The 23,445-nt window shown below is 69.2% G+C and carries 21 protein-coding genes; 14 read left to right on the top strand and 7 right to left on the bottom strand.

Going from position 1 to position 23,445, the window contains the following annotated elements:
* The first annotated feature begins 3 nt into the window (after positions 1 to 3).
* Positions 4 to 1,152 (top strand): glycosyltransferase, encoded by a 1,149-nt coding sequence (locus ACIP1U_RS11815; RefSeq protein WP_400314882.1) that lies wholly within the window; start codon positions 4 to 6, stop codon positions 1,150 to 1,152.
* Between the two features lie 96 nt (positions 1,153 to 1,248).
* Here ACIP1U_RS11815 and hpnA read toward each other — a convergent pair whose 3' ends face one another.
* Positions 1,249 to 2,250 carry a hopanoid-associated sugar epimerase gene (hpnA, locus tag ACIP1U_RS11820; RefSeq protein ID WP_400314883.1) on the bottom strand — a complete coding sequence of 334 codons (1,002 nt, stop codon included), beginning with the start codon at positions 2,248 to 2,250 and terminating at the stop codon, positions 1,249 to 1,251.
* Positions 2,251 to 2,483: 233 nt separating this feature from the next.
* On the opposite strand from hpnA, the gene ispH reads away from it, so the two are divergent.
* The 6 genes from ispH to ACIP1U_RS11850 are packed head-to-tail and all read left to right on the top strand — an operon-like array spanning position 2,484 to position 9,372.
* On the top strand, positions 2,484 to 3,545 hold the full coding sequence (gene ispH / locus ACIP1U_RS11825) for a 4-hydroxy-3-methylbut-2-enyl diphosphate reductase (RefSeq protein WP_400314885.1): 1,062 nt from the start codon (positions 2,484 to 2,486) through the stop codon (positions 3,543 to 3,545).
* A gap of 21 nt (positions 3,546 to 3,566) precedes the next feature.
* Positions 3,567 to 4,757, top strand: a complete 1,191-nt coding sequence (gene hpnH, locus ACIP1U_RS11830; protein WP_400314887.1) for an adenosyl-hopene transferase HpnH — start codon at positions 3,567 to 3,569, stop codon at positions 4,755 to 4,757.
* 15 nt (positions 4,758 to 4,772) lie between these two features.
* Entirely contained in the window at positions 4,773 to 6,053 is a 1,281-nt protein-coding gene (gene hpnI / locus ACIP1U_RS11835) for a bacteriohopanetetrol glucosamine biosynthesis glycosyltransferase HpnI (protein WP_400314889.1), read from the top strand.
* Positions 6,050 to 7,474 (top strand): hopanoid biosynthesis associated radical SAM protein HpnJ, encoded by a 1,425-nt coding sequence (hpnJ, locus tag ACIP1U_RS11840; protein ID WP_400314891.1) that lies wholly within the window; start codon positions 6,050 to 6,052, stop codon positions 7,472 to 7,474. Before hpnI ends, hpnJ begins: the two co-directional genes overlap by 4 nt.
* A 47-nt stretch (positions 7,475 to 7,521) precedes the next feature.
* The gene (gene hpnK / locus ACIP1U_RS11845) at positions 7,522 to 8,325 is read left to right on the top strand and encodes a hopanoid biosynthesis-associated protein HpnK (RefSeq protein ID WP_400315429.1); all 804 of its coding nucleotides are present in this window, start codon (positions 7,522 to 7,524) and stop codon (positions 8,323 to 8,325) included.
* Between the two features lie 42 nt (positions 8,326 to 8,367).
* Positions 8,368 to 9,372, top strand: a complete 1,005-nt coding sequence (locus ACIP1U_RS11850; protein WP_400314893.1) for a flippase-like domain-containing protein — start codon at positions 8,368 to 8,370, stop codon at positions 9,370 to 9,372.
* Here ACIP1U_RS11850 and ACIP1U_RS11855 read toward each other — a convergent pair.
* Positions 9,369 to 10,004, bottom strand: coding sequence for a phospholipid-binding protein MlaC (locus tag ACIP1U_RS11855; protein WP_400314894.1), 636 nt, complete (start codon positions 10,002 to 10,004; stop codon positions 9,369 to 9,371). The two genes, ACIP1U_RS11850 and ACIP1U_RS11855, sit on opposite strands and share 4 nt — an antisense overlap.
* Before the next feature lie 180 nt (positions 10,005 to 10,184).
* Between ACIP1U_RS11855 and ACIP1U_RS11860 the strand changes: the two genes are divergently transcribed.
* On the top strand, positions 10,185 to 12,827 hold the full coding sequence (locus tag ACIP1U_RS11860; protein ID WP_400314895.1) for an MMPL family transporter: 2,643 nt from the start codon (positions 10,185 to 10,187) through the stop codon (positions 12,825 to 12,827).
* Positions 12,828 to 12,858: 31 nt separating this feature from the next.
* Positions 12,859 to 13,689 (top strand): VacJ family lipoprotein, encoded by an 831-nt coding sequence (locus ACIP1U_RS11865; protein ID WP_400314897.1) that lies wholly within the window; start codon positions 12,859 to 12,861, stop codon positions 13,687 to 13,689.
* Positions 13,690 to 13,708: 19 nt separating this feature from the next.
* On the opposite strand, the gene ACIP1U_RS11870 is transcribed toward ACIP1U_RS11865, so the two are convergent.
* On the bottom strand, positions 13,709 to 14,158 hold the full coding sequence (locus tag ACIP1U_RS11870) for an FKBP-type peptidyl-prolyl cis-trans isomerase (protein ID WP_400314898.1): 450 nt from the start codon (positions 14,156 to 14,158) through the stop codon (positions 13,709 to 13,711).
* A gap of 240 nt (positions 14,159 to 14,398) precedes the next feature.
* On the opposite strand from ACIP1U_RS11870, the gene ACIP1U_RS11875 reads away from it, so the two are divergent.
* The 3 genes from ACIP1U_RS11875 to ACIP1U_RS11885 all read left to right on the top strand — a co-directional run bounded on the left by ACIP1U_RS11875 (position 14,399) and on the right by ACIP1U_RS11885 (position 16,700).
* A complete protein-coding gene (locus ACIP1U_RS11875; protein WP_400314899.1) occupies positions 14,399 to 15,724 on the top strand; it encodes a tetratricopeptide repeat protein in 1,326 nt (441 codons plus the stop codon).
* 85 nt (positions 15,725 to 15,809) lie between these two features.
* Complete coding sequence (locus ACIP1U_RS11880; protein WP_400314900.1) at positions 15,810 to 16,172, top strand: DUF6152 family protein; 363 nt, start codon at positions 15,810 to 15,812, stop codon at positions 16,170 to 16,172.
* A gap of 15 nt (positions 16,173 to 16,187) precedes the next feature.
* Entirely contained in the window at positions 16,188 to 16,700 is a 513-nt protein-coding gene (locus ACIP1U_RS11885) for a DUF6644 family protein (RefSeq protein WP_400314901.1), read from the top strand.
* A gap of 90 nt (positions 16,701 to 16,790) precedes the next feature.
* Here ACIP1U_RS11885 and copD read toward each other — a convergent pair whose 3' ends face one another.
* From copD to ACIP1U_RS11905, 4 genes are read right to left on the bottom strand one after another with little or no spacing between them, the layout of a single operon-like run.
* Positions 16,791 to 17,717, bottom strand: coding sequence for a copper homeostasis membrane protein CopD (gene copD, locus ACIP1U_RS11890; protein ID WP_400314903.1), 927 nt, complete (start codon positions 17,715 to 17,717; stop codon positions 16,791 to 16,793).
* A 9-nt stretch (positions 17,718 to 17,726) separates the two neighbouring features.
* Positions 17,727 to 18,113 (bottom strand): copper homeostasis periplasmic binding protein CopC, encoded by a 387-nt coding sequence (copC, locus tag ACIP1U_RS11895; protein WP_400314904.1) that lies wholly within the window; start codon positions 18,111 to 18,113, stop codon positions 17,727 to 17,729.
* Positions 18,114 to 18,157: 44 nt separating this feature from the next.
* A complete protein-coding gene (locus tag ACIP1U_RS11900; protein ID WP_400314906.1) occupies positions 18,158 to 19,186 on the bottom strand; it encodes a copper resistance protein B in 1,029 nt (342 codons plus the stop codon).
* Between the two features lie 8 nt (positions 19,187 to 19,194).
* A complete protein-coding gene (locus tag ACIP1U_RS11905) occupies positions 19,195 to 21,063 on the bottom strand; it encodes a copper resistance system multicopper oxidase (RefSeq protein ID WP_400314908.1) in 1,869 nt (622 codons plus the stop codon).
* A 157-nt stretch (positions 21,064 to 21,220) separates the two neighbouring features.
* Here ACIP1U_RS11905 and ACIP1U_RS11910 point away from each other — a divergent pair, with 157 nt between their 5' ends.
* Together ACIP1U_RS11910 and ACIP1U_RS11915 are read left to right on the top strand one after the other, a co-directional pair.
* Positions 21,221 to 21,913 (top strand): heavy metal response regulator transcription factor, encoded by a 693-nt coding sequence (locus ACIP1U_RS11910; protein ID WP_400314910.1) that lies wholly within the window; start codon positions 21,221 to 21,223, stop codon positions 21,911 to 21,913.
* Positions 21,910 to 23,322, top strand: coding sequence for a heavy metal sensor histidine kinase (locus ACIP1U_RS11915; RefSeq protein ID WP_400314912.1), 1,413 nt, complete (start codon positions 21,910 to 21,912; stop codon positions 23,320 to 23,322). The genes ACIP1U_RS11910 and ACIP1U_RS11915 overlap by 4 nt, the downstream gene beginning before the upstream one ends.
* Positions 23,323 to 23,445: the final 123 nt, after the last annotated feature.

The following is a 23,445-nucleotide window of genomic DNA, read 5'->3' on the forward strand; positions in this document are numbered from 1 at the left end:
GCCATGGATATCGCGCTGGCACTGTCATGGCTGACCCTGGCGGTCTGGTGCGGGCTGCTCTGGCTGCGCGCCGGCTTCTGGCGCGTTCACAAGCCGGCGGCCGCACCGGCGCCGGCGCAATGGCCGGAGGTGGTCGCCATCATCCCGGCACGTAATGAATCCGCAGTGATCGCACGCGCGGTGGCGAGCGTGCTCGGCCAGCGCTATCCGGGGCGGCTCACGCTGGTAGTCGTCGATGACCACAGCCACGACGGCACGGCCGATCTCGCCGGCGCCGCTGCCGCGACGACCGCGCGTCCGCAAGCGCTTTCGGTGATCGGCGCGCGCGAACTGCCGCCCGGCTGGAGCGGCAAGGTCTGGGCCCAGTCCGAGGGGCTGGCCGAAGCCGACCGCATTGCCCCGCATGCCCGTTATGCCTGGCTGACCGATGCCGACATCTGGCACGGCCCCGGCGTGCTGGCATCGCTGGTGGCGCGCGCGGAGCACGAGCGGCGCGACCTGGTCTCGCTGATGGTGCGGCTACGCTGCGAATCGGCGTGGGAGCGGCTGGTCGTGCCTGCGTTCGTGTTTTTCTTCGCCAAGCTCTATCCGTTTGCCCGCGTGCGCGACCCGCGCTCGCGCGTGGCCGCCGCGGCGGGCGGCTGCATGCTGGCCCGGCGCGCGGCGCTGGCGCGCATCGGCGGCTTTGCCACGATCCGCGGCGAGCTGATCGACGATTGCAGCCTGGCGGCGCGCATCAAGCCCGGCGGCGCGATCCGGTTGGACCTGGCCGACGACAGCGTGTCGCTGCGCCCCTATGATGACTGGCGCAGCCTGTGGGACATGATCGCGCGCAGCGCCTATGCGCAGCTGCGCTATTCGCCGCTGCTGCTGGCGGGCGCGGTGGCCGGCATGGCCCTGACCTACCTGGCGCCGCCGCTGCTGGCGCTGGCCGGCGGCTGGCGGCTGTGGCCCGCGTGGCTGGCATGGGGCGCGATGGCGTTTGCCTACCTGCCGATGCTGCGCGAGTACCGCCAGCCGGCATGGCTGGCGCCGCTGCTGCCGGTGACGGCGCTGTTCTACCTGGGGGCGACCATCGACTCGGCGCGGCGCTACTGGCTGCGGCGCGGCGGGCAGTGGAAGGGGCGCGCACAGGCGCCGTTGCGGTCCTGAGCCGTGGCGCTCATTTGGCGCTCATTTGGCGCTCATTTGGCGCTCACTGCTGCTCACTGCTGCTCACTGCTGCTCACTGCTGCTCACTGCTGCTCACTAGCCAAGATATCCCTGCGCACGAAACCACGCCAGCGCATCGCGCAGCCCTTCGCGGTACGCGCGCGGCGCATAACCCAACTGCTGGCGTGCCTTGTCCGACGTGAAGAACATCCGGTACCGCGACATATTGAGCCCGTCGACCGTAATGAACGGCTCCTTGCCGGTCACCCGTGCCGCCGCCTCCGCCGCATGCGCCAGCGGATACAGCGGCCAGCGCGGCAGTTGCATGGTAGGCGGACGCCGACCGCACAGCTCGGCGATATCGCGCAGCATTTGCTGCAGCATCACGTCGTCACCGCCCAGTATGTAGCGCTCGCCGGTGCGGCCGCGCTCCAGCGCCAGGAAATGGCCCTCGGCGACGTCGTCCACATGCGCCAGGTTCAGCCCGGTTTCGACAAAGGCCGGAATCTTGCCGGTCGCCGCCTCGACGATGATGCGGCCGGTCGGCGTAGGCCGCACGTCGCGCGGGCCGATCGGCGTCGACGGGTTGACGATCACTGCGGGCAGGCCGCGGTCGGCCACCAGCCTTTCGACCACGCGTTCGGCCAGCACCTTGCTGCGTTTGTAGGCACCGATGGCCTCGTGCGGGTGCAGCGCCGCGGTTTCGTCCACCGGCGCCTGCGCACCGGCGACGCGCAGCGTGGCAACGCTGCTGGTATAGACCACGCGTTCGACGCCGGCGCGCTGCGCGGCCTCCATCACCGCCAGCGTGCCATCGACGTTGGTGCGTACGATCTCCTCCGGATCAGGCGCCCACAGCCGGTAATCGGCGGCAACGTGGAACAGGTAGCGCACGCCCTGCATCGCGGCGGCCACGGCGGCGGCGTCGCGCATGTCGCCTTCGGCCACGGTCACCGGCAGGCCGGAAAGGTTGGTGCGCGGACTCTGCGGCCGTACCAGCACGCGCACGCTGAAACCCCGCGCCAGCGCCTGCCGCACTACCGCCGACCCGAGGAAACCCGAGGCTCCTGTCACCAGCACGTCATCGTTTCTCGTCATAAAGCCGTTTTCCCGGTGAGGCACAAGCGCCGCAAAGGCGGCCCGCCGCGCTCGCAGTACGGTCCGCCGGGCCGTGGCGCTGCCAGACAAAGCGCGCGTGTCGGGTATATAGTAACCACCGTGCGACGGAAATGTGATCCTGATGAATCTCCGGTGCGGCGCCGGCGTGTGGATCGCAAATCCCGCCATCCCAATTGCTGAAACCCGTTGCAAAGGGTCAGGGGGTCTACTCTATGCAGGTGATTCTGGCTCAGCCCCGCGGCTTCTGTGCCGGCGTGGTGCGCGCAATCGAGATTGTCGACCGCGCCCTCGCCAAGCACGGCGCGCCGGTGTTCGTGCGGCATGAGATTGTGCATAACAAGCACGTAGTAGAGGGATTGAAGGAAAAAGGCGCGCGTTTTGTCGAAGAACTCGACGAAGTTCCGACCGGCGCCTTGACCATCTTCAGCGCGCACGGTGTTTCCCGCGCGGTCGTGGCCGATGCCAGCCAGCGCCAGCTGCATGCCATCGACGCCACCTGCCCGCTGGTGATCAAGGTCCATACCCAGGGCCGCCAGTACGCTGCCAGCGGCCGCACCGTGATCCTGATCGGCCATGCCGGCCATCCCGAGGTGGAAGGCACCATGGGCCAGATCCCGGGCAACGTGATCCTGGTGCAAAACGAAGCCGAGGTCGGGCAGCTCGACCTGCCGCCCGAAACGCCGGTCGCCTACGTCACGCAGACCACGCTGAGCGTTGACGACACCCGCAATATCATCGCCGCGCTGGCCCGCCGCTTCAGCAACCTGGTTGGCCCCGATACACGCGACATCTGCTACGCCACGCAAAACCGCCAGAGCGCTGTGCGCGACCTTTGCAAGCTGGCCGACGTCATCCTGGTGATCGGCGCGACCAACAGCTCCAACTCCAACCGCCTGCGCGAGATCGGCACCGAAAGCGGCGTGCCCAGCTACCTGATCGCCGACGGCAGCGAACTGGACCCGGCCTGGGTGCGCGACGCCAACGTGGTCGGCATCACCGCCGGCGCCTCGGCGCCCGAGGAAATGGTCGAGGACGTGATCGCCGCATTGCGCAAGCTGGGCCCGGTCGAGGTTACCACCATGGCCGGGCGCGAGGAGCATGCCGAATTTCGCCTGCCCGCCGAACTGGCCGACGTCAGGCCGTCCGCCGCGCCGCGCAAGGCTGGCAAGGCCGCCGCCCGTATCAAGGCCGACATCGAGGCCGACATCGAGGCCGACATCGAGGCCGACACCGCGCCAGCCGCTGCCGGCACCAACGAGAATATCGCCGGCTGAACCCAACCAGAGGAAGCTGCCTTGGCCATCCCGCTCCTGCAGGTCGCCCGCGTGGGCGCCTACATCGTCGGCAAGCACCTGTCGCGGCAGAAACGCTACCCGCTCGCGCTGATGCTGGAGCCGCTGTTCCGCTGCAACCTGGCCTGCTCGGGCTGCGGCAAGATCGACTATCCCGACCCGATCCTGAACCAGCGCCTGTCGGTGCAGGAATGCCTGGAAGCCGTTGACGAATGCGGCGCGCCGGTGGTCTCGATCGCCGGCGGCGAACCGCTGCTGCACAAGGACATGCCGGAGATCGTGCGCGGCATCATCGCCCGGCGCCGCTTTGTCTATCTGTGCACCAACGCACTGCTGATGGAGAAGAAGCTGGAGCAGTACCAGCCCAGCCCGTATTTCATCTGGTCGGTGCACCTGGACGGCGACCGCGAGATGCACGACCGCTCGGTGTGCCAGGAAGGCGTCTACGACCGCGCGGTGGCGGCGATCCGGCAGGCCAAGGAACGCGGCTTCCGCATCAACATCAACTGCACGCTGTTCAACGATGCCGAGCCCGAGCGCGTGGCCAGGTTCTTCGATTCGGTCAAGGCGCTGGGCGTGGACGGCATCACCGTGTCGCCGGGCTATGCCTATGAGCGCGCGCCCGACCAGCAGCATTTCCTGAACCGCGGCAAGACCCGGCAGCTGTTCCGCGACATCCTCGGCCGCGGCCGCGCCGGCAAGAACTGGGCCTTCAGCCAGTCGACGCTGTTCCTGGACTTCCTGGCCGGCAACCAGACCTACCACTGCACGCCGTGGGGCAACCCGGCGCGCACGGTGTTCGGCTGGCAGCGGCCGTGCTACCTGGTCGGCGAGGGCTATGCCAGGACCTTCCGCGAACTGATGGACGAGACCGACTGGGACGCCTACGGCACCGGCAACTACGAGAAGTGCGCCGACTGCATGGTGCACAGCGGCTACGAGGCCACCGCGGTGGCGGATACCTTCGCCCACCCGCTCAAGGCGCTGGGCGTGAGCCTGCGCGGCGTGCGCACCAGCGGGCCGATGGCGCCGGACATTGCGCTGGACCAGCAACGGCCGGCGGAATACATGTTCTCGCGCCACGTCGAGATCAAGCTGGAGGAAATCCAGCGCGCGAAGCCGTCCGCCAATCAGGCCCGTCCGGCCCCTCCGGCCCGACAGGCGGCCGAGTCCAGCGGCGCCGCCACGCACTGATCCCGGGGCCTGGCCATGCTCGCCGCCATCCTGACCGGCGCCGCGCTGACCTGCGTGTCGGCGGGCTATGCGCTGGCCGCGGCGTGGGTGTCGCGCCGTGCGCTGCGGCTGCCTGCCGGTGCGGGCTGCGTGGTGGCACCGGTGAGCGTGCTCAAGCCGCTGTGCGGCGCCGAGCCACGGCTCTACGACAACCTCGCCACGCTGTGCCGGCAACGGCATGGCGAATTCCAGCTGGTATTCGGCGCGCGCGCCGCGGACGATCCCGCGATCGCCGTGGTGGCGCGGCTGCGGCGCGATTTCCCCGATTGCGATATCGCGCTGGTGGTGGATCCGCGCATCTACGGCAGCAATCTCAAGGTCAGCAACCTGGTCAATCTGTTCGCGCAGGCCAGGCATGACTGGCTAGCGGTCGCCGACAGCGATATCGCCGTGCCGCCGGACTACCTGGCGCGCGTGACAGCGCCATTGGCCGATCCCGGCGTTGGCGTGGTCACCTGCCTCTATCGCGGCCATGCCACGGGTGGCTTCTGGTCGCGGCTGGGCGCGCAGTTTATCGATGAGTGGTTCGCGCCGTCGGTGCGGATCGCGCATGCGGGCGGGTCGCGCCGCTTTGCCTTTGGGGCGACCATTGCGCTGCGGCGCGAGACGCTGGCTGCGATCGGAGGCTTCGATGCGTTGGCGGACCGGCTGGCGGACGATTTCTGGCTGGGCGAGCTGACGCGGCGGCTGGGGTTGCGGACGGTGTTGTCGGATGTGGTGGTGAGTACCGATGTCACCGAAGAGCGCTTTGCCGCGCTGTGGCGGCATGAATTGCGCTGGCTGCGGACGATCCGGTCGCTGAATCCGCTGGGTTTTGGCTTTACGTTTATTACCTTTACCTGGCCGATGCTGGCCTTGGGCTTGTGGCTGGCGCCGCTGCCGTGGGTGTTCGCCGTGGCGGCTGCTGGTGCGATGGCACGCAGTATCCTGGCAGGCAATGCGGCCGCCGCGCTGCGCGCGCCGTTGCGTGATGGGTTGCTGCTGGCGGGCTGGGCGATTGCCTTGGTTGGCAAGCGCGTGCAGTGGCGGGAGCAGGTGCTTTCGGTACGTGATATGCAGCACTCCGGCCGAGCGCCGGCCCTCTCCCCCGCCCCTCTCCCGCAAGCGGGAGAGGGGCGAAAACAAGCGGGCCCGGAATTCCTGATGGTTCGCTCCCCGCACGCGGAAGAGGGGTTGGGGGAGAGGGCAGGCGCATCCACGAAGCCCCTCCCTGACTCCCCACCTTTCACCGGCATCCATACCAAGAGGCCGCTATGAAAAAAACCCTGTTCCTCCAGGCCCCGTCCTTCGACGGCTTCGACGGCGGCGCCGGTTCGCGCTACCAGGCCAAGCGCGAGATCAAGTCGTTCTGGTACCCCACGTGGCTGGCGCAACCCGCCGCGCTGGTGCCCGGCAGCCGCGTGCTCGACGCGCCCGCCGACGAGCTGTCCGTGCAGCAGACGCTCGATATCGCCGACGGGTACGAACTGGTCATCATCCACACCAGCACGCCCTCCTTCCCCACCGACGCCAGGTTCGCCGAGGAACTGAAAAAGCGCAAACCCGGCGTGATGATCGGCATGGTCGGCGCCAAGCCCGCGGTCGATCCCGGCGGCACGCTCGGCGCCAGCGACGCGATCGACTTCGTCTGCCGCGAGGAATTCGACTACACCTGCCAGGATGTCGCAGCCGGCAAGCCGCTCAAGGACATACTGGGCCTGTCCTACCGCCTGCCCGACGGCTCGCTCGAACACAACAGCCAGCGCCCGATGATCGAGAACATGGACGAGCTGCCCTTCGTGGCGCCGGTCTACCAGCGCGACCTGAAGATCGAGAACTACTTCATCGGCTACCTGAAGCACCCATACGTGTCGATCTACACCGGCCGCGGCTGCCGCTCGCGCTGTACCTTCTGCCTGTGGCCGCAGACCGTGGGCGGGCACCGCTACCGCACGCGCTCGGCCGACAGCGTGATCGCCGAGGTGAAATGGATCAAGGAGAACATGCCCGAGGTGAAGGAAATCATGTTCGACGACGACACCTTCACCGACTTCAAGCCGCGCGTGGAAGAGATCGCGCGCGGGCTGGGCAGGCTGGGCGTGACGTGGTCGTGCAATGCCAAGGCCAACGTGCCGTACAGCACGCTGAAGATCATGAAGGAGAACGGCCTGCGCCTGCTGCTGGTGGGCTATGAGTCGGGCGACGACCAGATCCTGCTGAACATCAAGAAGGGCCTGCGCACCGACATCGCGCGCCGCTTCACCGAGGACTGCCGCAAGCTCGGCATCCAGATCCACGGCACCTTCATCCTGGGCCTGCCGGGCGAGACGCGCGAGACCATCGAGAAGACCATCGAGTACGCCAAGGAAATCAACCCGCACACCATCCAGGTGTCGCTGGCCGCGCCCTACCCCGGCACCACGCTGTACCGCCAGGCGGTCGACAACGGCTGGCTGGAAGAGAACAAGGTCATCAACCTAGTCAACGACCAGGGTGTGCAGCTGGCCGCGATCAGCTACCCGCACCTGTCTAAGGAAGAGATCTACCACGGCGTCGAGACCTTCTATAAGCGCTTCTACTTCCGCCCCGGCAAGATCTGGGAAATCGTGCGGGAAATGCTGGGAAGCTGGGACATGATGAAGCGGCGCCTGCGCGAAGGCGTGGAGTTCTTCCGCTTCCTGCGCTCGCACGAGGCCTGATCCTGGCACCCGACGCTCCACAGGGCATCGATGCGTCGCAACGCGCGCTGATCGTCACCGCTGACGACTTCGGCCTGCATCCGGCCGTCAACGAGGCCGTGGAACTGGCTCATCGCGACGGCGTGCTCAATGCGGCCAGCCTGATGGTGGGCGCCCCGGCCGTGGCCGATGCGGTCGCGCGCGCACGCCGGCTGCCGTCATTGCGCGTGGGCCTGCACGTGGTATTGGCCGACGGACCCGCCACGCTGCCGCGTGCGCAGATCCCGGCGCTGGTCGATGCACAAGGGCGCTTCGGCTCGGCCATGGCGCTCGATGGCTGCCGCTTTTTCTTCCTGCCGGATGTGCGGCGCCAACTGGCGGCCGAGATCCGCGCGCAGTTCGACGCCTTCGCTGCCACCGGACTGCCGCTGGACCATGTCAACACGCACAAGCATTTCCACCTGCACCCGACCGTGCTGGCGCTGATCCTGTCGATCGGCCGCGACTACGGCCTGCGCGCCATGCGCCTGCCGCGCGAAGCCGGCGCGCCGCTGCTGTTGCGGCCGTGGCTGGCGCTGCTGCGCCGGCGCCTGGCCCGCGCCGGTATCGCCCACAACGACTACGTGGTCGGCATCGCGCGCAGCGGGCAGATGGATGAAGCGGCGCTGCTTGAAGCGCTGGCGCGGCTGCCGGCCGGCGTGGGCGAATTCTACCTGCACCCGGCAGTGGTGTCGGGCGAGGCCATCGCCCCATCGATGCACGGCTACCGCCACGCCGACGAGCTGGCCGCCCTGCTGTCGCCGCGCGTGCGCGCCGCGCTCCAGCGTGCCGCCAGCCGGCGCGGCGGCTTTGCCGACGTGCTGCCGGCCTGATGGCGGCCTGATGGCGACCTGTTTGCGACCCATTTCCGGACCATGAAGCGCATCGCCATCCTCACCGGCCTGCTAGGCCTGCTGGTCCTGACCGTGCTGGTGGTGCACCAGGGCATCGGCGACATCGCCGCGATCGTGGCCCAGGGCGGCTGGCTGCTGCTGGCGCTGGTGCCGCTGCATGCGCTGCCGCTGCTGCTCGACGCGCAGGGCTGGCGCGTACTGCTGAACTCGGCCGATCCCGACGAGAACGCCGGCCTGGGCTTCCTGTGGTGGGTCGCCACCGTGCGCGAAGCGGTCGGCCGCCTGCTGCCCACCGCCAGCATCGGCGGCGAACTGGTCGGCATCCGCCTGACGCGGCTGCGCATCCGCGATACCACCGCGGTCGCCGCCAGCGTGGTGGTCGAGGTGATGACCACGCTGTTCGCGCAGTACCTGTTCTCGGCGCTGGGCGTGCTGGTGCTGGTGGCGGCGCTGCAGGAAGGCGGGCAGGCGTGGATCATCCTGGCCGGCCTGCTGCTGTCGCTGCCGGTGCCGGTCCTGTTCGCGCTGTCGCTGCGCTACAGCGCGGTCTTTGAAAAACTGGAAGGCGCGGCACGCCGTCTGTTCGGCGAGGAAAACCGCCTGGTGGCCATGATCGACGGCGCGCGGCTGGATGCCCATATCCGCGCGCTCAACCGCCGCCGCAACGAACTGGTCAGCGCGGTGTTGTGGCAGCTCGCGGGGCTGGTCACCGGCACGCTGGAAGTGTGGTTCGCGCTGATGCTGCTGGGCCACCCGGTGCCGTTCTGGCATGCGCTGGCAATCGAGGCGCTGACGCAAGCTGCGCGCAACGTGGCGTTCTTCGTGCCAGCGGGGCTTGGCGTACAGGAAGCGGTGGTGATGCTGCTGGGACAGGCGCTGGGGATGGATGCGCAGGTCGCGCTGGCGCTGGCGCTGGTCAAGCGCGCGCGCGAAGTGCTGTTCGGCGTGCCGGCGCTGCTATCGTGGCAGTGGGTGGAGCTGCGGCGCTGGCGCCGCAGCCGTGCGCGCGAGGCCGGGAAGGCCTAGATGGCGGCGTTCTGCCGGGCGTTGTGCGTGGTCAGGTAGTTCACCAGTCCGTCCACGCCGCCGCGCGCGACGATATCGGCGAACTGCTTGCGATACACCTCGATCAGCCACGCGCCCATCATATTGATGTCATAGATGCGCCAGCCGGCGGCGGTGCGCTGCAGCCGGTAGTCAATCTGCATCTCGTCGGCATTGCTGATCACGCGCGTCTGCACCACCACGTCGGTGGCGCCGCTGCCAGTCTTGGACGGCTGGTAGCGGAACCTGACGTTCTGCTCGCGCAGTTGCGCCAGCGACACCGCGTAGCTGCGCACCAGAAGCGTCTCGAACTGCTCGTAGAGCTGCTTTTGCTGCTCGGGCGTCGCGTTGCGCCAGGCGCTGCCGACCGCCAGCCGCGTGGTGCGCTGGAAGTCGGCATAAGGCAGGAACTGCTTGCGCACGACCGCGGTGATCTTGCCGAGGTCGCCGGCGCGCGTGTCGGGGTTGGACTGGATCGTGCCGATCACGCCTTCGACCGCCGCCTGCACCAGCTTCTCCGGGCTGGCGGCGGGCTGGACCGCCTGGGCGTGCGCCGTTGCAACCATGACCACTGCCGCGAGCGGCACCAGGGGAAGCAAACCGTAACTCTTCATGGATCTCGTGCAGGAAGGACAGTGTGGCCGCACCTGTGGCGCATGGCTGTCAGGCGCAGTTGGCAAGTGCGCGGCCAGTATAGCGGAACGCCTGCCCCACTCCGCCTTGCATGCCGCATGCCGCATGCGCCACCCCGCCAGCCGATATACTCGCGGTTCGTGCTCCTTCCGGATCCGCCCATGCTGACTTCGCTGCTGACACGCATCGTCCGGCTCGCCACGGCCTGGCCCTGGCGGATCATCATGCTGGCGGCAGTGCTGAGCGCGGCCAGCGGCGTCTACGTGGCGCGCTACTTTGCCATCAACACCGACATCGGCCGCCTGCTCGAATCGGAGGCGCCGTGGGCACAACGCGATGCCGCCATCGGCAACGCCTTTCCACAGCGCAACCAGCTGATCCTGGCGGTAGTGCAGGCGCCCGCCGCGGAACTGGCCGATGCCGCCGCCGATGCGCTGGCCGAGGCGCTACGCCGCCAGCCGGCGCGCTTCACCGCGGTCAGCCAGCCTGGCGGGGGGGCGTTCTTCGCGCGCAACGGGCTGCTGTTCGCGGATCCCGACGAAGTCCGCCAGTTGTCGCAGCAACTCGTGCAGGCGCGTCCGCTGGTCGGCGCGCTGGCGCACGACCCCACGCTGCGCGGCCTCTCCGATACCCTCACCACCACGCTGACGCTGCCGCTGCAGATGGGCCAGGTCAAGCTTGGCGACATGGCAAAGCTGCTCGGCAGCAGCGCGCAGGCACTGGACCAGGTGCTGGCCGGCAAGCCCGCGGCGCTGTCGTGGGCCGGACTGGTCGACGACAGCCTCAAGCCCGGCCCGGACGGCCATGCCTACAGCTACGTCGCCGTCAGCCCGGTGCTCGACTACAGCGACCTGCAGGCCGGCGCCGCGGCCTCGCGCGCGATCCGGCAGGCGGCCGCCGACCTGCAGCTGGCGCAGCGCTACCAGGCGACGGTGCGGCTGACCGGCCCGCAGGCGCTGGCCGACGATGAATTTGCCTCGGTCAGCGATGGCGCCGTGCTCAATGGCGTGCTGACCGTGCTGGTGGTGGTGCTGATCCTGTGGCTGGCGCTGCGTTCGGCGCGGCTGATCGTGGCCGTGCTGGCAAGCCTGTTCGCCGGGCTGCTGATCACCGCGGCGCTGGGGCTGGCCATGGTGGGCGCGCTGAACATGATCTCGGTCGCGTTCGCGGTGCTGTTCGTCGGCCTCGGCGTGGACTTCGGCATCCAGTTCGGCGTGCGCTACCGCGCCGAGCGCCATGACCGCGACCATGTGGTCGAGGCACTGGGAATGGCCGCGCACGCGGTCGGGGCGCCGCTGGCGCTGGCCGCGGCCGCGACCGCGGCGGCGTTCTTCTGCTTCCTGCCGACCGACTACCGCGGCGTGGCCGAGCTGGGCCTGATCGCCGGCGTCGGCATGTTCGTCGCGTTTGCCACCACGTTCACGCTGCTGCCGGCGCTGATCTGCGTGCTGCGGCCCGGCGGCGAAGCCGAGGCGCCGGGCTTTGCCTGGCTGGCGCCGGCGGACCTGTTCTTCGAGCGCTACCGCAAACCGGTGCTGTTGGTGACGCTGCTGGCCATTCTCGCCGGCGCGCCGCTGCTGCCAGACCTGCGTTTCGATTTCGACCCGCTGCACCTGAAAGACCCGCAATCGGAATCGATGGCGACGCTGCTGGCGCTGAAAGACGCGCCGCAGGCCGGCACCGAGGATGTCAGCGTGCTGGCGCCGTCGCTGCAGGCGGCGCGCGACAGCGCTGCCAGGCTCGCGGCCTTGCCGGAGGTGGCGCGCACGGTCACGCTGCAGAGCTTCATCCCCGACGACCAGCCGCCCAAGCTGCAGGCGATCGCGCAGGCGTCGACCGCGCTGATGCCGGCGCTCACGCAGCCCACCGCCACACCCGCGAACGACACCGCCCGCGTCAATGCGCTGCGCAACGCGGCGCGCCAGCTCGCCCTCGCCGCCGACGAGCATCCCGGCCCCGGTGCGGCCGAAGCCGCGCACCTGTCGGCCACGCTGAACAAACTCGCCGGCGCCAACGCGGCCACGCGGGACCGCGCCGAGCGCGCCATCGCGCTGCCGCTGCAGCTGGCGCTGGCCCGGCTCAGGCTCGCGCTCGGCCCGCAGCCGGTCAGCCGCGAAACGCTGCCGCCGGAACTGGTGCGCGACTGGGTCACTCCCGATGGCCGCGCGCTGGTCAGCGTCAGCCCGAAGCTGCCGCCGGCCGGCAGCGTGCAGCGAGAGGCCGCGCTGGACCGCTTTATCGCCGCGGTGCAACGCGTGGAGCCTGCCGCCACCGGCGGCCCCATCGCCGTGCGCGGCTCGGCCGGCACCATCATGACGGCGTTTGGGCAGGCCGGCGCCTGGGCGGTGCTGTCGATTACGCTGTTGCTGTGGATCACGTTGCGCCGCTTCGGCGACGTGCTGCGCACGCTGGTGCCGCTGCTGGTGTCAGCCATCGTCACGCTGGAGCTGTGCGTGGTGTTCGGCATTGCGCTGAACTTTGCCAACGTGATCGCGCTGCCGCTGCTGCTGGGCATCGGCGTGGCCTTCAAGATCTACTACGTGATTGCCTGGCGGCATGGCAAGACCAAGCTGCTGCAATCGAGCCTGACGCATGCGGTGCTGTACAGCGCCGCCACCACCGCCACCGCGTTCGGCAGCCTGTGGCTGTCGCACCATCCCGGCACCGCCAGCATGGGCAAGCTGCTGGCGCTGGCGCTGGTGTGCACGCTGGTGGGCGCGGTGTTCTTCCAGCCGATCCTGATGGGCCGACCGCGCGAAGAGGCGCATCCCGGCCACGACAAGCCCGCCGCGCCCTCCCCCTGAGCCGTCACACTTGCCGCGCCCTTTTCGTACGATGACTTTCCGCATCCGCCCGCGCTCGCCTGCCATTTCCCTTGCCACCACTGCCGTTGCCGCAGCCCTGCTCGCCGGCTGCGCCACCGGCCCGCAGGCCAACCCCGACGATCCGCTCGAACCGATGAACCGCGCCGTGTTCACGGTCAACGACAAGCTCGACCAGTACGTGGCGAAGCCGGTCGCGCAGGGCTACAAGGCGGTCACGCCGGAGCCGGTGCGCACCGCCGTCAGTAACTTCTTCTCGAATCTCGCCGACGTGGGCAACTTTGCCAACAACCTGCTGCAGGGCAAGGGCGTGGCGGCGGCGGAAAGCTTTATGCGGGTCGCGGTCAATTCCGTGCTCGGGCTGGGCGGGCTGGTCGATATCGCCACGCCGGCCGGGCTGGAAAAGCGTTCGCAGGATTTCGGGCTGACGCTGGGCACGTGGGGCGTGCCGTCGGGGCCGTACCTGGTGCTGCCGGTGTTCGGCCCGAGTTCGTTTCGCGACGGCGTGGGCCTGTATGTGAATTTCTGGCTCGATCCGAGCACCTATGCCGAGCCGGCGGTGCGGAATTCGCTGTATGGCGCCAACGTGATCGACGTGCGCACCAACCTGCTGGGCGCGACCGACCTGCTGTCGCTGGCGGCGCTGGACAAGTACACATTCGTGCGCGATGCGTACCTGCAACGCAGGCGCTACCTGCTTGGGGAAAACACGGCGCTGCCCGACTACGGCGACGACGACGAACAGGGCAACGTCAAGGACAGCGAGCCCGCCATGCCGGCCGCGGCACCGGCACCGGCACCGGCACCGACGCAGCCGCAGCCGCAGCCGCAGCCGCAGCGCTGACGCGGCGCCTGCGCCCGGATCAGCTGCCGATACCCAGCAGCACCACCTCGAACGTCAGCGTCGCGTTCGGCGGGATCGTGCCCGGCACGCCGCGCGCGCCGTAGGCAGTCGAGGCCGGGCAGGTCAGCTTGGCCTTGCCGCCCACCTGCATCGCCTGTACGCCTTCGGTCCAGCACGGGATCACCCGGTTGAGCGGGAACGAGATCGGCTGGCCACGCTTGTACGAGCTGTCGAACTCGGTGCCGTCGGCGAGTGTGCCGCGGTAGTGGACCTGCACCGTGTCGGTGGCCTTGGGCGAAGCACCGGTGCCCTTCACCAGGTGCTGGATGGCCATGCCCGAAGGCAGCGTTTGCGGCGCCGCAGGCGCGGCGGGGGCGGCGGGCGCGGAAGCCGCCGGACCCGCCGCCAAGGCAGAGGCAGCGGCACAGGCAAGGGTCAGGGAGCCGACAAGAAGCGCGAGAGTTTTCATGGGAAAGGCCATCGTGTTGTCGTGATTGGGATGCGGCAGTGTAACTTAGGCCGTCATCCCCCTTGCCCGCCAGCGCCCGATGGCGCACAGGCGGCACACAGGCGGCGCACAGGCGGGTCACGCCATGCGGCGTATGCGGCGTTTGCGGCGGATTGCGACACGGGTCCCGTTGCATGCACCGTTTTGCGGTCTACGATGATTCTGACAGTCCCGGCGCGGCCGGGGTGCATGGAGGATGCCATGGCATTGACGGACTCAAGGGATCTCGCGGTCTCCACCCAAAACGACCGCTCGGTCGAGCTGTACGAGACGGCACTGCGGCTGCTGAACGGTTACTACGGCGACCCGCTCGGCGTCATCGACGCTGCGCTCGACGCCGATCCCGGCTTCGCCATGGGCCATGCCTTGCGCGCCGGCCTGATGCTGACCGCCGGCGACGGCACCGCCGAACCCATGCTGCGCGACAGCGTGGAAGCCGGCGAGGCGCTGACCGGGCTGAACGAGCGCGAGCAGCGCCACCTGGCCGCGGCGCGCGCGTGGCTGGACGGCGAGTTTGACCGCTCGCTGCGGCTGTACGGCGATATCGTGGTCGACTATCCACGCGACCTGCTGGCGATCCAGGTGGCGCACCTGGGCGACTTCCTGCTGGGGCAGTCGTCCATGCTGCGCGACCGCGTCTCGCAGGTGCTGCCGCACTGGGACGAGGGCATGCCGGGCTATGGCTACCTGCTTGGCATGCACGCCTTCGGGCTGGAAGAAACCCAGCTCTATGGCCGCGCCGAGGAAAGCGGCCGGCGCGCGCTCGAACTGAACCCGCGCGACCCGTGGGCCGTGCACGCGGTGGCGCACGTCATGGAGATGCAGGGCCGGCTGGACGACGGCATCGCCTGGCTGAATGCACGCCGCGACGACTGGTCCGAGGACAACATGCTGGCCGTGCACAACTGGTGGCACCTGGCATTGTTCCAGCTCGAAACCGGCAACATCGGCGACGTTCTGGCGCTGTACGACCACGAGATCAGCCGCCCGGCGCCGGCGATCGCGCTGGACCTGGTAGATGCCTCCGCGCTGCTGTGGCGGCTGCATCTGCGCGGCGTCGACGTGGGCACGCGCTGGCAGCCCGTGGCGGACGACTGGCTGGGCCGTGGCGCGGCCGGCTACTACGCCTTCAACGACGTCCACGCCGTGATGGCGAGCCTGGGCGCGCACCGGCCGGCCGCCGTGGACCAGTTGCGAGCCGCGCTCGAGCGCGCCGCGCTGGGCAACGGCACCAACGCCATGATGTCGCGCGACGTGGGCCTGCCAGTGGCCGATGCGCTGATCGCGTTCGACCAGGGCGACTACGCCGGCTCGATCGACCTGCTGCTGCCGGTGCGGCTGATCGCCCATCGCTTCGGCGGCAGCCATGCGCAGCGCGACGTGATCGGCCTGACGCTGATCGAGTCGGCACTGCGTGCCGGCCGCCGCAACCTGGCCCTTGCGCTGACGGCCGAGCGTGCCGCGCTCAAGCCCATCAGCCCGAGCCTGCACCGGCTGGTGCAGCGCGCGGACAGTTGCCGGCCATGATCTACGCCATGACGCGGACCTGCGAGGCAGTCCAGCGCCGCCTATACTGCACCTGACCCCGCACCTGACCGGAGACCACCGCCCCATGCCGAACCGCTTCCGCTCGCTGATCCTCGCCGCCAGCGCCACGCTGGCGCTGGCGGCCGTGCCTGCCCTGGCCCACCACGGCTGGTCGACTTACGACGAGACCAAGCCCCTGACGCTGACCGGCAAGATCGTCGAGAGCCACTACGAGAACCCGCACGCGCATATCCGCATCGATGCGAGCGGCAAGCGCTGGCTGGCCATCCTCGCCCCGGTGTCGCGCATGGAAGCGCGCGGCGCCACCGCCGACAAGGTCGCCGTGGGCCGCGAGGTCACGCTGGTCGGCTACGCCAGCAAGGAAAAGGCTAACGAGCTGCGCGCCGAGCGCATCACCGTGGACGGCAAGACCGTCGAGCTGCGCTGAGCCGCCACGCGCGCCATGGCGGCACTGCTGGCGCAATGGAGCGAATGGGCCGCCGGCCTGGCGCGGCTGCCGTTCGCGGCCGCGCTGCGCTCCTCCGCGTGGGCCTACCCGGCGGTGGAGATCGTCCATCTCGCCGGCATGGCACTGCTGTTCGGCTCCATCGTCGTGGTCGACATGCGCCTGGCCGGGCTCGGACGCCGGCTGCCGGTCAGCCTGCTGCTGCGCCATGCGCTGCCGTTCACGGTCGCGGCCTTTGTCGCCGTCGCCGCCAGCGGTGTGCTGCTGTTCATGGCACACGCGGACGAACTGGCCACCAACCCGGCCTTCCTCGCCAAGCTATGCCTGGTCGCGCTGGCACTGCTCAACGTCGCGTGGTTTCACACGGTGCCGTACCGGCGGCTGCATGACAGCCGGCTCGGCTGGGACGTGGAGCGCGCGCCGCCGGCTGGCGCGCGCATCAGTGCCATCGTGTCGGTGGTGATGTGGGTGCTGGTGATCTGTGCCGGGCGCCTGATCGCCTACGTCTGAGGCGCTCCGCGCGCCGGCTGGCGCGGGAACATGGACCGCGGGTGCCGCCCTGCAACCGCCCGGGAATTGTCCGACCGCCGGTCGGCCCTGTTATCCCGGTACGGGCGAGAGCGTGCCCAGCGCCGCGACCAGCGCCAGCACCGCGGTACCCGCCACCGCTTCCAGCGCCACGCTGCGCCGCAGCGCGCGCGCCGCCATGGCTGGCTGCCCTCCCGCGCGCAAGGCCTGCTCCAGCCGCGGCGCGTGGCGGAAGCGATTGGCGGCAGCCAGCGTCAGCATCCCCAGGAAAAGCGCCAGCTTGGCGGCCAGCAAGCCACCGTAAGCCGTTGCCGACATGTCCGGCAAGACTGGTCCGATGACAAAGCCGTAGTTCAGTGCGCCGGTCAGCACCAGCGTGACGACAATGCCGGTGCCGATACGGGCGAAGCCGTTGGCCGTGCGGCTGAGCAGCGACAGCGCGGCGCGATCGGATCCCAGCCGTGCCCGCGACAGCAGCATGAAGGCGGCCAGCGCACCGGCCCACGCACCTGCGGCAAGCAGGTGTGCGGCGTCGGCCGCCAGGTGCACATAATGGCCGATGCCCTCGCTCATCGCGCCGTGGCCGCCCCAGGGCAGCGATGCCAGCGCCACCGCTGACAGCGTCGCCAGCAATACCGCCTGCGCGACTGGCCGCGCGCGCAGCGCCAGCACCCCTGGCAGGCACAGCACCAGCGCCGCTACGCGCACCGACCAGGCCACGCCATACGCCGTGCCGGCCAGGATCATGCCAAAGACATCGCGCTCCAATGCGGCGTACGACACCGCACCGCTCATCGTCCTGGCCATCACCACCAGCGCCGCCAGCGACAGCGCGATGCCGGCCAGCGCGCAACCGAGCGCAATGGCCCGGCACTGCGCGGCGAACCGCGCATCGTGTTCATCGCGCCGCAGCGCAGTCAGGCAGAACAGCGGCAGGCCGAACGCCAGGCCCAGGACGACATAGAGCGCCAGGCGCAGCACGACGGCGAGCCAGTCCATGGCCGGCCATCACTTGACGGTGAAGGAGAAATTGCCGGTGACAGGATGCGTGTCGGCCGACACGGCGCGCCATTCGACGCGGTAGCTGCCCACGGGAAGCGGCTGCGCCGGCGTGATCACCATGGCCTTGGGGTCGCTGCTGGCGGACACCCTGGCTGCCATCTTCATCGGCGCATGGCTGGCCATGCCGGGCATGCCGGTCATCACCAGGTTGGCGCCGGAAAACTGCGTGACAAGGTCTTCCGAGAAGGTCAGCTCGATCTTCTGCGGCGCGGCCACCTCGGCCTTGTCGGCGGGCGTCGACGTGATCAGTTTGGGATGCGCGAGGGCCGCGCTGCTGGCCAGCGCGGCGGCCGCGGCGGCAATGGTGGCGATCAGGGGGCGCTTGATTCGCATGGCTCTGCTCCGTATTGGAAATGGGAAAGGAAAATCGCGGCCGATCAGAACCACATGCGCACGCCGGCCACGAAGCGCGTCTCGCCGGCGCGGCCGCCGGCCGTGCGGATCATGTCCGCCGTGTTGCCGAAGGCCTGGTAGCGCTCGACGCCGATATACGGCGCGAACTGGCGGCTGAACTCATAGCGCAGGCGCAAACCCACGGTGCCGCTGGACAGGCCGCTGCCGATGCCGGTCTCGGGGTCGTTCTTGCCGTACAGGTTCGCTTCGATGCGCGGCTGCAGGATCAGGCGCTGCGTCAGCAGCAGCTCGTACTCGGCGGCAAGCCGCAGCGCGGTGCGGCCGCTGGTGCCGACGTAGGCGGTGGCGTCGACCTCGAACCAGTACGGCGCCAATCCCTGGATGCCAAACGCCAGCCAGTTGCGCGCGGGACGGCCGCTCCCGGCATCGTTGCGCAGGCCCACCTGGGTGTCCCAGTAGCTGGCCAAGGCATGGCCCCACAGCAGTTCGGTGCGGGCCTCATGCATCTTTCCCTTCGCGGCCTCGCCTTCGGCCTTCAGCACGAGCTTGTCGTAGCTGTTGCCGAACCATGCCTGCACCTCGTAGGCCGCGGCGTTTTCGCCGCTGGCGTGGGCCCACTCCAGGCGGTCGACCAGCACGGAGGCGAACAGGTGCTCATCTGCCATCACCAGCTGGCGCTTGTCGCCCAGCGCGTACTTGCCGACGCCGAGCTGGTAGCCACCGGAATATGCGTGCGGATCGCGCGCATCGGGCGGAGCGCTGCCGCCCTGCATCTTCATGTCGCCGTGATCCATCGCGCCGGATTGCTGCATCGGCTGCGTGGACTGCATGGGTTCCATGGGCTGCATGGGCTGCATCGTCTCCATCGGCTCCATGCCTTGCATCGGGGAGATTTCCTGCGCCGGCACGCCATGCCCCTGGTGCCCCTGGTGGCCCTCATGGCCATGTGCGTGCGGATCCTGCGCCGACGCGGCGCCCATCGCGGCCAAGGCCAGCACCGCGGCCGCGACATGGGTGGCTGGCCTGGCCAGCGAACGGGAAGTCCTCTTCATTGCCGTCATCACGCCACCACCACTTCGCGGAACATGCCCGCATCCATATGCATCATCAGGTGGCAATGCCAGGCCCAGCGTCCCAGCGCGTCGGCGGTGACGAGAAAGCTGATGCGCTGCGCCGGCTGCACGGGGATGGTGTGGCGCCGCGCCTGGAAGCTGCCGTCCGGCGCTTCCAGTTCGCTCCACATGCCGTGCAGGTGCATGGGGTGGGTCATCATGGTGTCGTTGTGCAGGATCACGCGCAGCCGTTCTCCGTACTTGAAATAAACCGGCGTCGACTTGCCGAACTCCACGCCGTCGAACGACCACGTGTAGCGCTCCATGTTGCCGGTCAGGTGCAGTTCGACTTCGCGGCCCGGGCCGCGCGGGTCCATCGGGCCGCCCACGGTGCGCTGGTCGGCCAGCGTCAGCACGCGCCGGCCGTTGTTGCGCAGACCGATGCCGGGGTCGTCGAGGTTGGTGCGCGCCGTGTCGACGCGCATGTCGGTGCCGGCGCCATACTCGGTGCGGGCATGGCGCGCGACCTTGCTCGGCACCTTGAGGGACGACTCGGCTGACATCGCCGTCATCCCGTGCTGGCTATGGTCCATGCCATGCTGGCTATGGTCCATGCCGTGCTGGCTATGGTCCATGCCGTGCATGCTGCCGTGGTCCATGCCATGCGCGCCGCCATGGCCCATGCCGCCCATGTCGCCCATCATGTCGGCCATGCTGAGCCACTCCGGCTTGTCCAGTGCCGGCACCGGTGCCGACAGCCCTTCGCGCACGGCCAGCGTGCCGCGCGCATAGCCGGTGCGGTCGATCGCCTGCGCGAACAGGGTGTAGGCGTCGTCCTGCGGCGCGACTACGACGTCGTAGGTCTCGCCGGGGCCGAAGCGGAACTCGTCGACGGTGACCGGCTCCAGGTCCTGACCATCGGCCTGCACCAGCCGCAGCTTCAAGCCGGGGATGCGCACGTCATAGAAGGTATTGCCCGAGCCGTTGATAAAGCGCAGGCGCACGGTCTCGCCGCGGCGGAACAGCCCGGTCCAGTTGCCGGCCGGCGTGACGCCGTTGGTCAGGTAGGTCAGCGTGGCGCCGGACAGGTCCGCGAGATCGGTCGGGCTCATCCGCATCTGGTTCCACATGCGGCGCTTGTCCAGCGCCTGCTTCATCCCGTCGCGTGCCGCGTCGCGGAAGAAGTCGACGGCGGTAGGCTGGTTGTAGTTGTAGTAGTCGCTCTGCACCTTGAGCTTGCTCAGCACCCGCATCGGGTCTTCGTCGGTCCAGTCGGACAGCAGCACGGTGTAGTCGCGGTCAGCATGTCCGTGCGCGCGGCCTTCGGCCGGGTCGATGACGATGCCGCCGTAGACCCCGGTCATCTCCTGGAAACCGGAGTGCGAGTGGTACCAGTAGCTGCCCTGCTGCGCGACCTTGAAGCGGTAGGTGAAGGTCTCCCCCGGGGCGATGCCGGCAAAGCTGATGCCCGGCACGCCGTCCATTTCGAACGGCAGGATGATGCCGTGCCAGTGGATCGAGGTCGCCTCGCGCAGCCGGTTGGTGACGCGGATGGTGACGGTGTCGCCTTCGCGCCAGCGCAGCGTCGGGCCCGGCAGCATGCCGTTGATGGTGGTCGCCACCGTCGGCTTGCCGGTGAAGTTGACCAGCGACTCGCCGATCACGAGGTCGAATTCGGTGCCGCGCAGCACCGGCGCGGTTCCTGCCGCGGCGGCGGAGGCGGGGGAGCGAGGCGGCGTGCCGGCCAGCACGCTGGTGCCGCCAAACCCCGCCAGCCCGGCGACCACGCCGCCGGCCACCAGTCCCTGGACGAAGCGGCGGCGTGGCAAGTCGGGAGGCGTGGGCAGCAAGAGGCCCGTGGGTCGGTGGCGTCGCATGGCTTCACTTTGTTGATCAAGGCAAGCTAAGCGTAGCCAGCGCCACCCTACCCTCGCCTGACCGGAACATGACAATCCGGTAATCTTACGGTCATGTTCGCGCGCACCGCGCTCGCGTAGAGTTGCCGGAACAATCAATTCAAGGAAGCCAAGGCCGATGAAACTGCTGGTAGTGGAAGACGAGGCCAAGACCGGGGAATACCTGCGCCAGGGCCTGACGGAAGCGGGCTTTGTCGTCGACCTGGTGCACAACGGGCTGGACGGCCAGCACTTGGCCATGACCGAGCCCTACGACCTCGTCATCCTCGACGTGATGCTGCCGGACATGGACGGCTGGCGCATCGTGCAGGCGCTGCGCGCCGCGGAAAACGCCGTTCCGGTGCTGTTCCTGACCGCGCGCGACAGCGTTGCCGACCGCGTCAAGGGGCTGGAGCTGGGCGCCGACGACTACCTGGTCAAGCCCTTCGCCTTCTCCGAACTGCTGGCCCGCGTACGCACCCTGCTGCGGCGCGGCGCCGCGCAGATGGCGCTCGACCGGATCCAGGTGGCCGATCTCGTGCTCGACCTCGGGCGCCGGCGCGCCACCCGGGCCGGGCGCCGCATCACGCTGACCAGCAAGGAGTTCGCGCTGCTCGAACTGCTGGCGCGGCGCCGCGGCGAAGTGCTGCCGCGCTCGCTGATCGCCTCGCAGGTGTGGGACATGAACTTCGACAGCGACAGCAACGTGATCGATGTGGCCATCCGCCGCCTGCGCGCCAAGATCGACGACGGTTTCGAGCCCCGGCTGATCCAGACCGTGCGCGGCATGGGCTATGTGCTGGAGGAGCCGGACCCGGAGGATGCGGCATGAAGGCCCGGCTGTCGCTGACGGCGCGGCTCACGATCCTGTTTTCGCTGTCGTCGGCGGCGGTGCTGCTGGGGCTTGGCGTGCTGATCTGGCTGGCGATGGACAGCCATTTCGCCGACGAAGACTATGCCGTGCTGGACGACAACGTGCGCCTGGTACGCAAGATCGCGGCCGAAGGCCCGATGGCGTCGCTGCCGCAGCGGCTGGGACAGGCGCTGGAGCACCATCCCGGCTTCGTTGCCGAGGTGCGCGACACAGATGGCCAACGCGTGTATGCGACGCACGGTTTCGATTTCGGCCCCGCGCAGGCCACCGCCGCGGCGCTGCCGGCGGATCGCGATACCTTCGCCTGGCAGCAGCGCGGACAAGCCTACCGCGGCTTGCGCGCCGTGGCGCAGGTACCGGGTGCCGGCGCGCTGCGCATCGTGGTCGGCATGGACACCGCGCTGCATGCGCACTTCATGCATGCGTTCCGCCAGTCGCTGGCCTTCTACACCGCGCTGGCCGCGCTGGCCAGCGGGTTGCTGGGCTGGTGGGCGGCGCGCCGCGGGCTGGCGCCGCTGCGCACCATGGCATCGCGCGCGCGCACGGTCACCGCGCACAAGCTCGACGAGCGCATGCCGGTGGAAGCAGTGCCGGCGGAAATGGCCGACCTCGCCGTCACGCTCAACGCCATGCTCGCGCGGCTGCAGGAAGACTTCAGGCGCCTGTCGGACTTCTCGTCGGACCTGGCGCATGAGTTGCGCACGCCCATCACCAACCTGATGACGCAGACCGACGTGGCGCTGTCGCAGCCGCGCGATGCGCCCAAATACCGCGAGGTGCTGGCGTCCAACGCCGAGGAGCTGCAGCGGCTCTCGCGCATGGTGTCCGACATGCTGTTCCTGGCCAAGATGGAACACGGCATCACGCTGCCCAGCGCGGAGCGCATCGCGCTCGAGCAGGAAGTCGCGGCGCTGTTCGATTTCTACGATGCGCTGGCAGAAGACAAGGGCGTGCAGCTGCGGCAGCACGGCAGCGGCCGCATCACCGGCGACCGGCTGATGGTGCGGCGCGCGCTCAGCAACGTGCTGTCCAATGCGCTGCGGCACGCCGCCGCGGGCAAGCCGATCATGGTGACGATCGTGCCACGCGCCGACGCGCAGGAAGGCGCGGAGGCGGTGGATATCGTGGTCGAAAACGAAGGCGAAACCATTCCGCCCGAATTCCTGCCGTCGCTGTTCGACCGCTTTTCGCGCGCCGACAAGTCGCGCGCGCGGCCGGATTCGGAAGGCACCGGGCTAGGCCTGGCGATCACGCAGGCGATCATGGCGGCGCACGGCGGCGCCATCGCCGCCGAGTCGGCCGCGGGCAGGACGCGCTTCGTGCTGACGTTCCGCGCGCGGCGCGAACAGGGCACCGTGCGGACGTGATTGATGGCCTGCAGGCTGAAGGGCGCGCAAAAAAGCCGCCCAAGCCAGTAAGGCCGTTGGGGGAGCTGGCGAGGGCGCAAAGACCGCCGGATGCGGCTCCAGCGGCGGGCCGATGCTACGCAA

The organism is Cupriavidus sp. NPDC089707, from assembly GCF_044748965.1.
Classification (GTDB): domain Bacteria; phylum Pseudomonadota; class Gammaproteobacteria; order Burkholderiales; family Burkholderiaceae; genus Cupriavidus.

Coding starts and splice junctions, on each gene's coding strand:
- ACIP1U_RS11815 (WP_400314882.1), top strand. CDS start 4: ATGGATATCGCGCTGGCACTGTCATGGCTGACCCTGGCGGTCTGGTGC.
- hpnA (WP_400314883.1), bottom strand. CDS start 2,250: ATGACGAGAAACGATGACGTGCTGGTGACAGGAGCCTCGGGTTTCCTC.
- ispH (WP_400314885.1), top strand. CDS start 2,484: ATGCAGGTGATTCTGGCTCAGCCCCGCGGCTTCTGTGCCGGCGTGGTG.
- hpnI (WP_400314889.1), top strand. CDS start 4,773: ATGCTCGCCGCCATCCTGACCGGCGCCGCGCTGACCTGCGTGTCGGCG.
- hpnJ (WP_400314891.1), top strand. CDS start 6,050: ATGAAAAAAACCCTGTTCCTCCAGGCCCCGTCCTTCGACGGCTTCGAC.
- ACIP1U_RS11850 (WP_400314893.1), top strand. CDS start 8,368: ATGAAGCGCATCGCCATCCTCACCGGCCTGCTAGGCCTGCTGGTCCTG.
- ACIP1U_RS11855 (WP_400314894.1), bottom strand. CDS start 10,004: ATGAAGAGTTACGGTTTGCTTCCCCTGGTGCCGCTCGCGGCAGTGGTC.
- ACIP1U_RS11860 (WP_400314895.1), top strand. CDS start 10,185: ATGCTGACTTCGCTGCTGACACGCATCGTCCGGCTCGCCACGGCCTGG.
- ACIP1U_RS11865 (WP_400314897.1), top strand. CDS start 12,859: ATGACTTTCCGCATCCGCCCGCGCTCGCCTGCCATTTCCCTTGCCACC.
- ACIP1U_RS11870 (WP_400314898.1), bottom strand. CDS start 14,158: ATGAAAACTCTCGCGCTTCTTGTCGGCTCCCTGACCCTTGCCTGTGCC.
- ACIP1U_RS11875 (WP_400314899.1), top strand. CDS start 14,399: ATGGCATTGACGGACTCAAGGGATCTCGCGGTCTCCACCCAAAACGAC.
- ACIP1U_RS11880 (WP_400314900.1), top strand. CDS start 15,810: ATGCCGAACCGCTTCCGCTCGCTGATCCTCGCCGCCAGCGCCACGCTG.
- ACIP1U_RS11885 (WP_400314901.1), top strand. CDS start 16,188: ATGGCGGCACTGCTGGCGCAATGGAGCGAATGGGCCGCCGGCCTGGCG.
- copD (WP_400314903.1), bottom strand. CDS start 17,717: ATGGACTGGCTCGCCGTCGTGCTGCGCCTGGCGCTCTATGTCGTCCTG.
- copC (WP_400314904.1), bottom strand. CDS start 18,113: ATGCGAATCAAGCGCCCCCTGATCGCCACCATTGCCGCCGCGGCCGCC.
- ACIP1U_RS11900 (WP_400314906.1), bottom strand. CDS start 19,186: ATGAAGAGGACTTCCCGTTCGCTGGCCAGGCCAGCCACCCATGTCGCG.
- ACIP1U_RS11905 (WP_400314908.1), bottom strand. CDS start 21,063: ATGCGACGCCACCGACCCACGGGCCTCTTGCTGCCCACGCCTCCCGAC.
- ACIP1U_RS11910 (WP_400314910.1), top strand. CDS start 21,221: ATGAAACTGCTGGTAGTGGAAGACGAGGCCAAGACCGGGGAATACCTG.
- ACIP1U_RS11915 (WP_400314912.1), top strand. CDS start 21,910: ATGAAGGCCCGGCTGTCGCTGACGGCGCGGCTCACGATCCTGTTTTCG.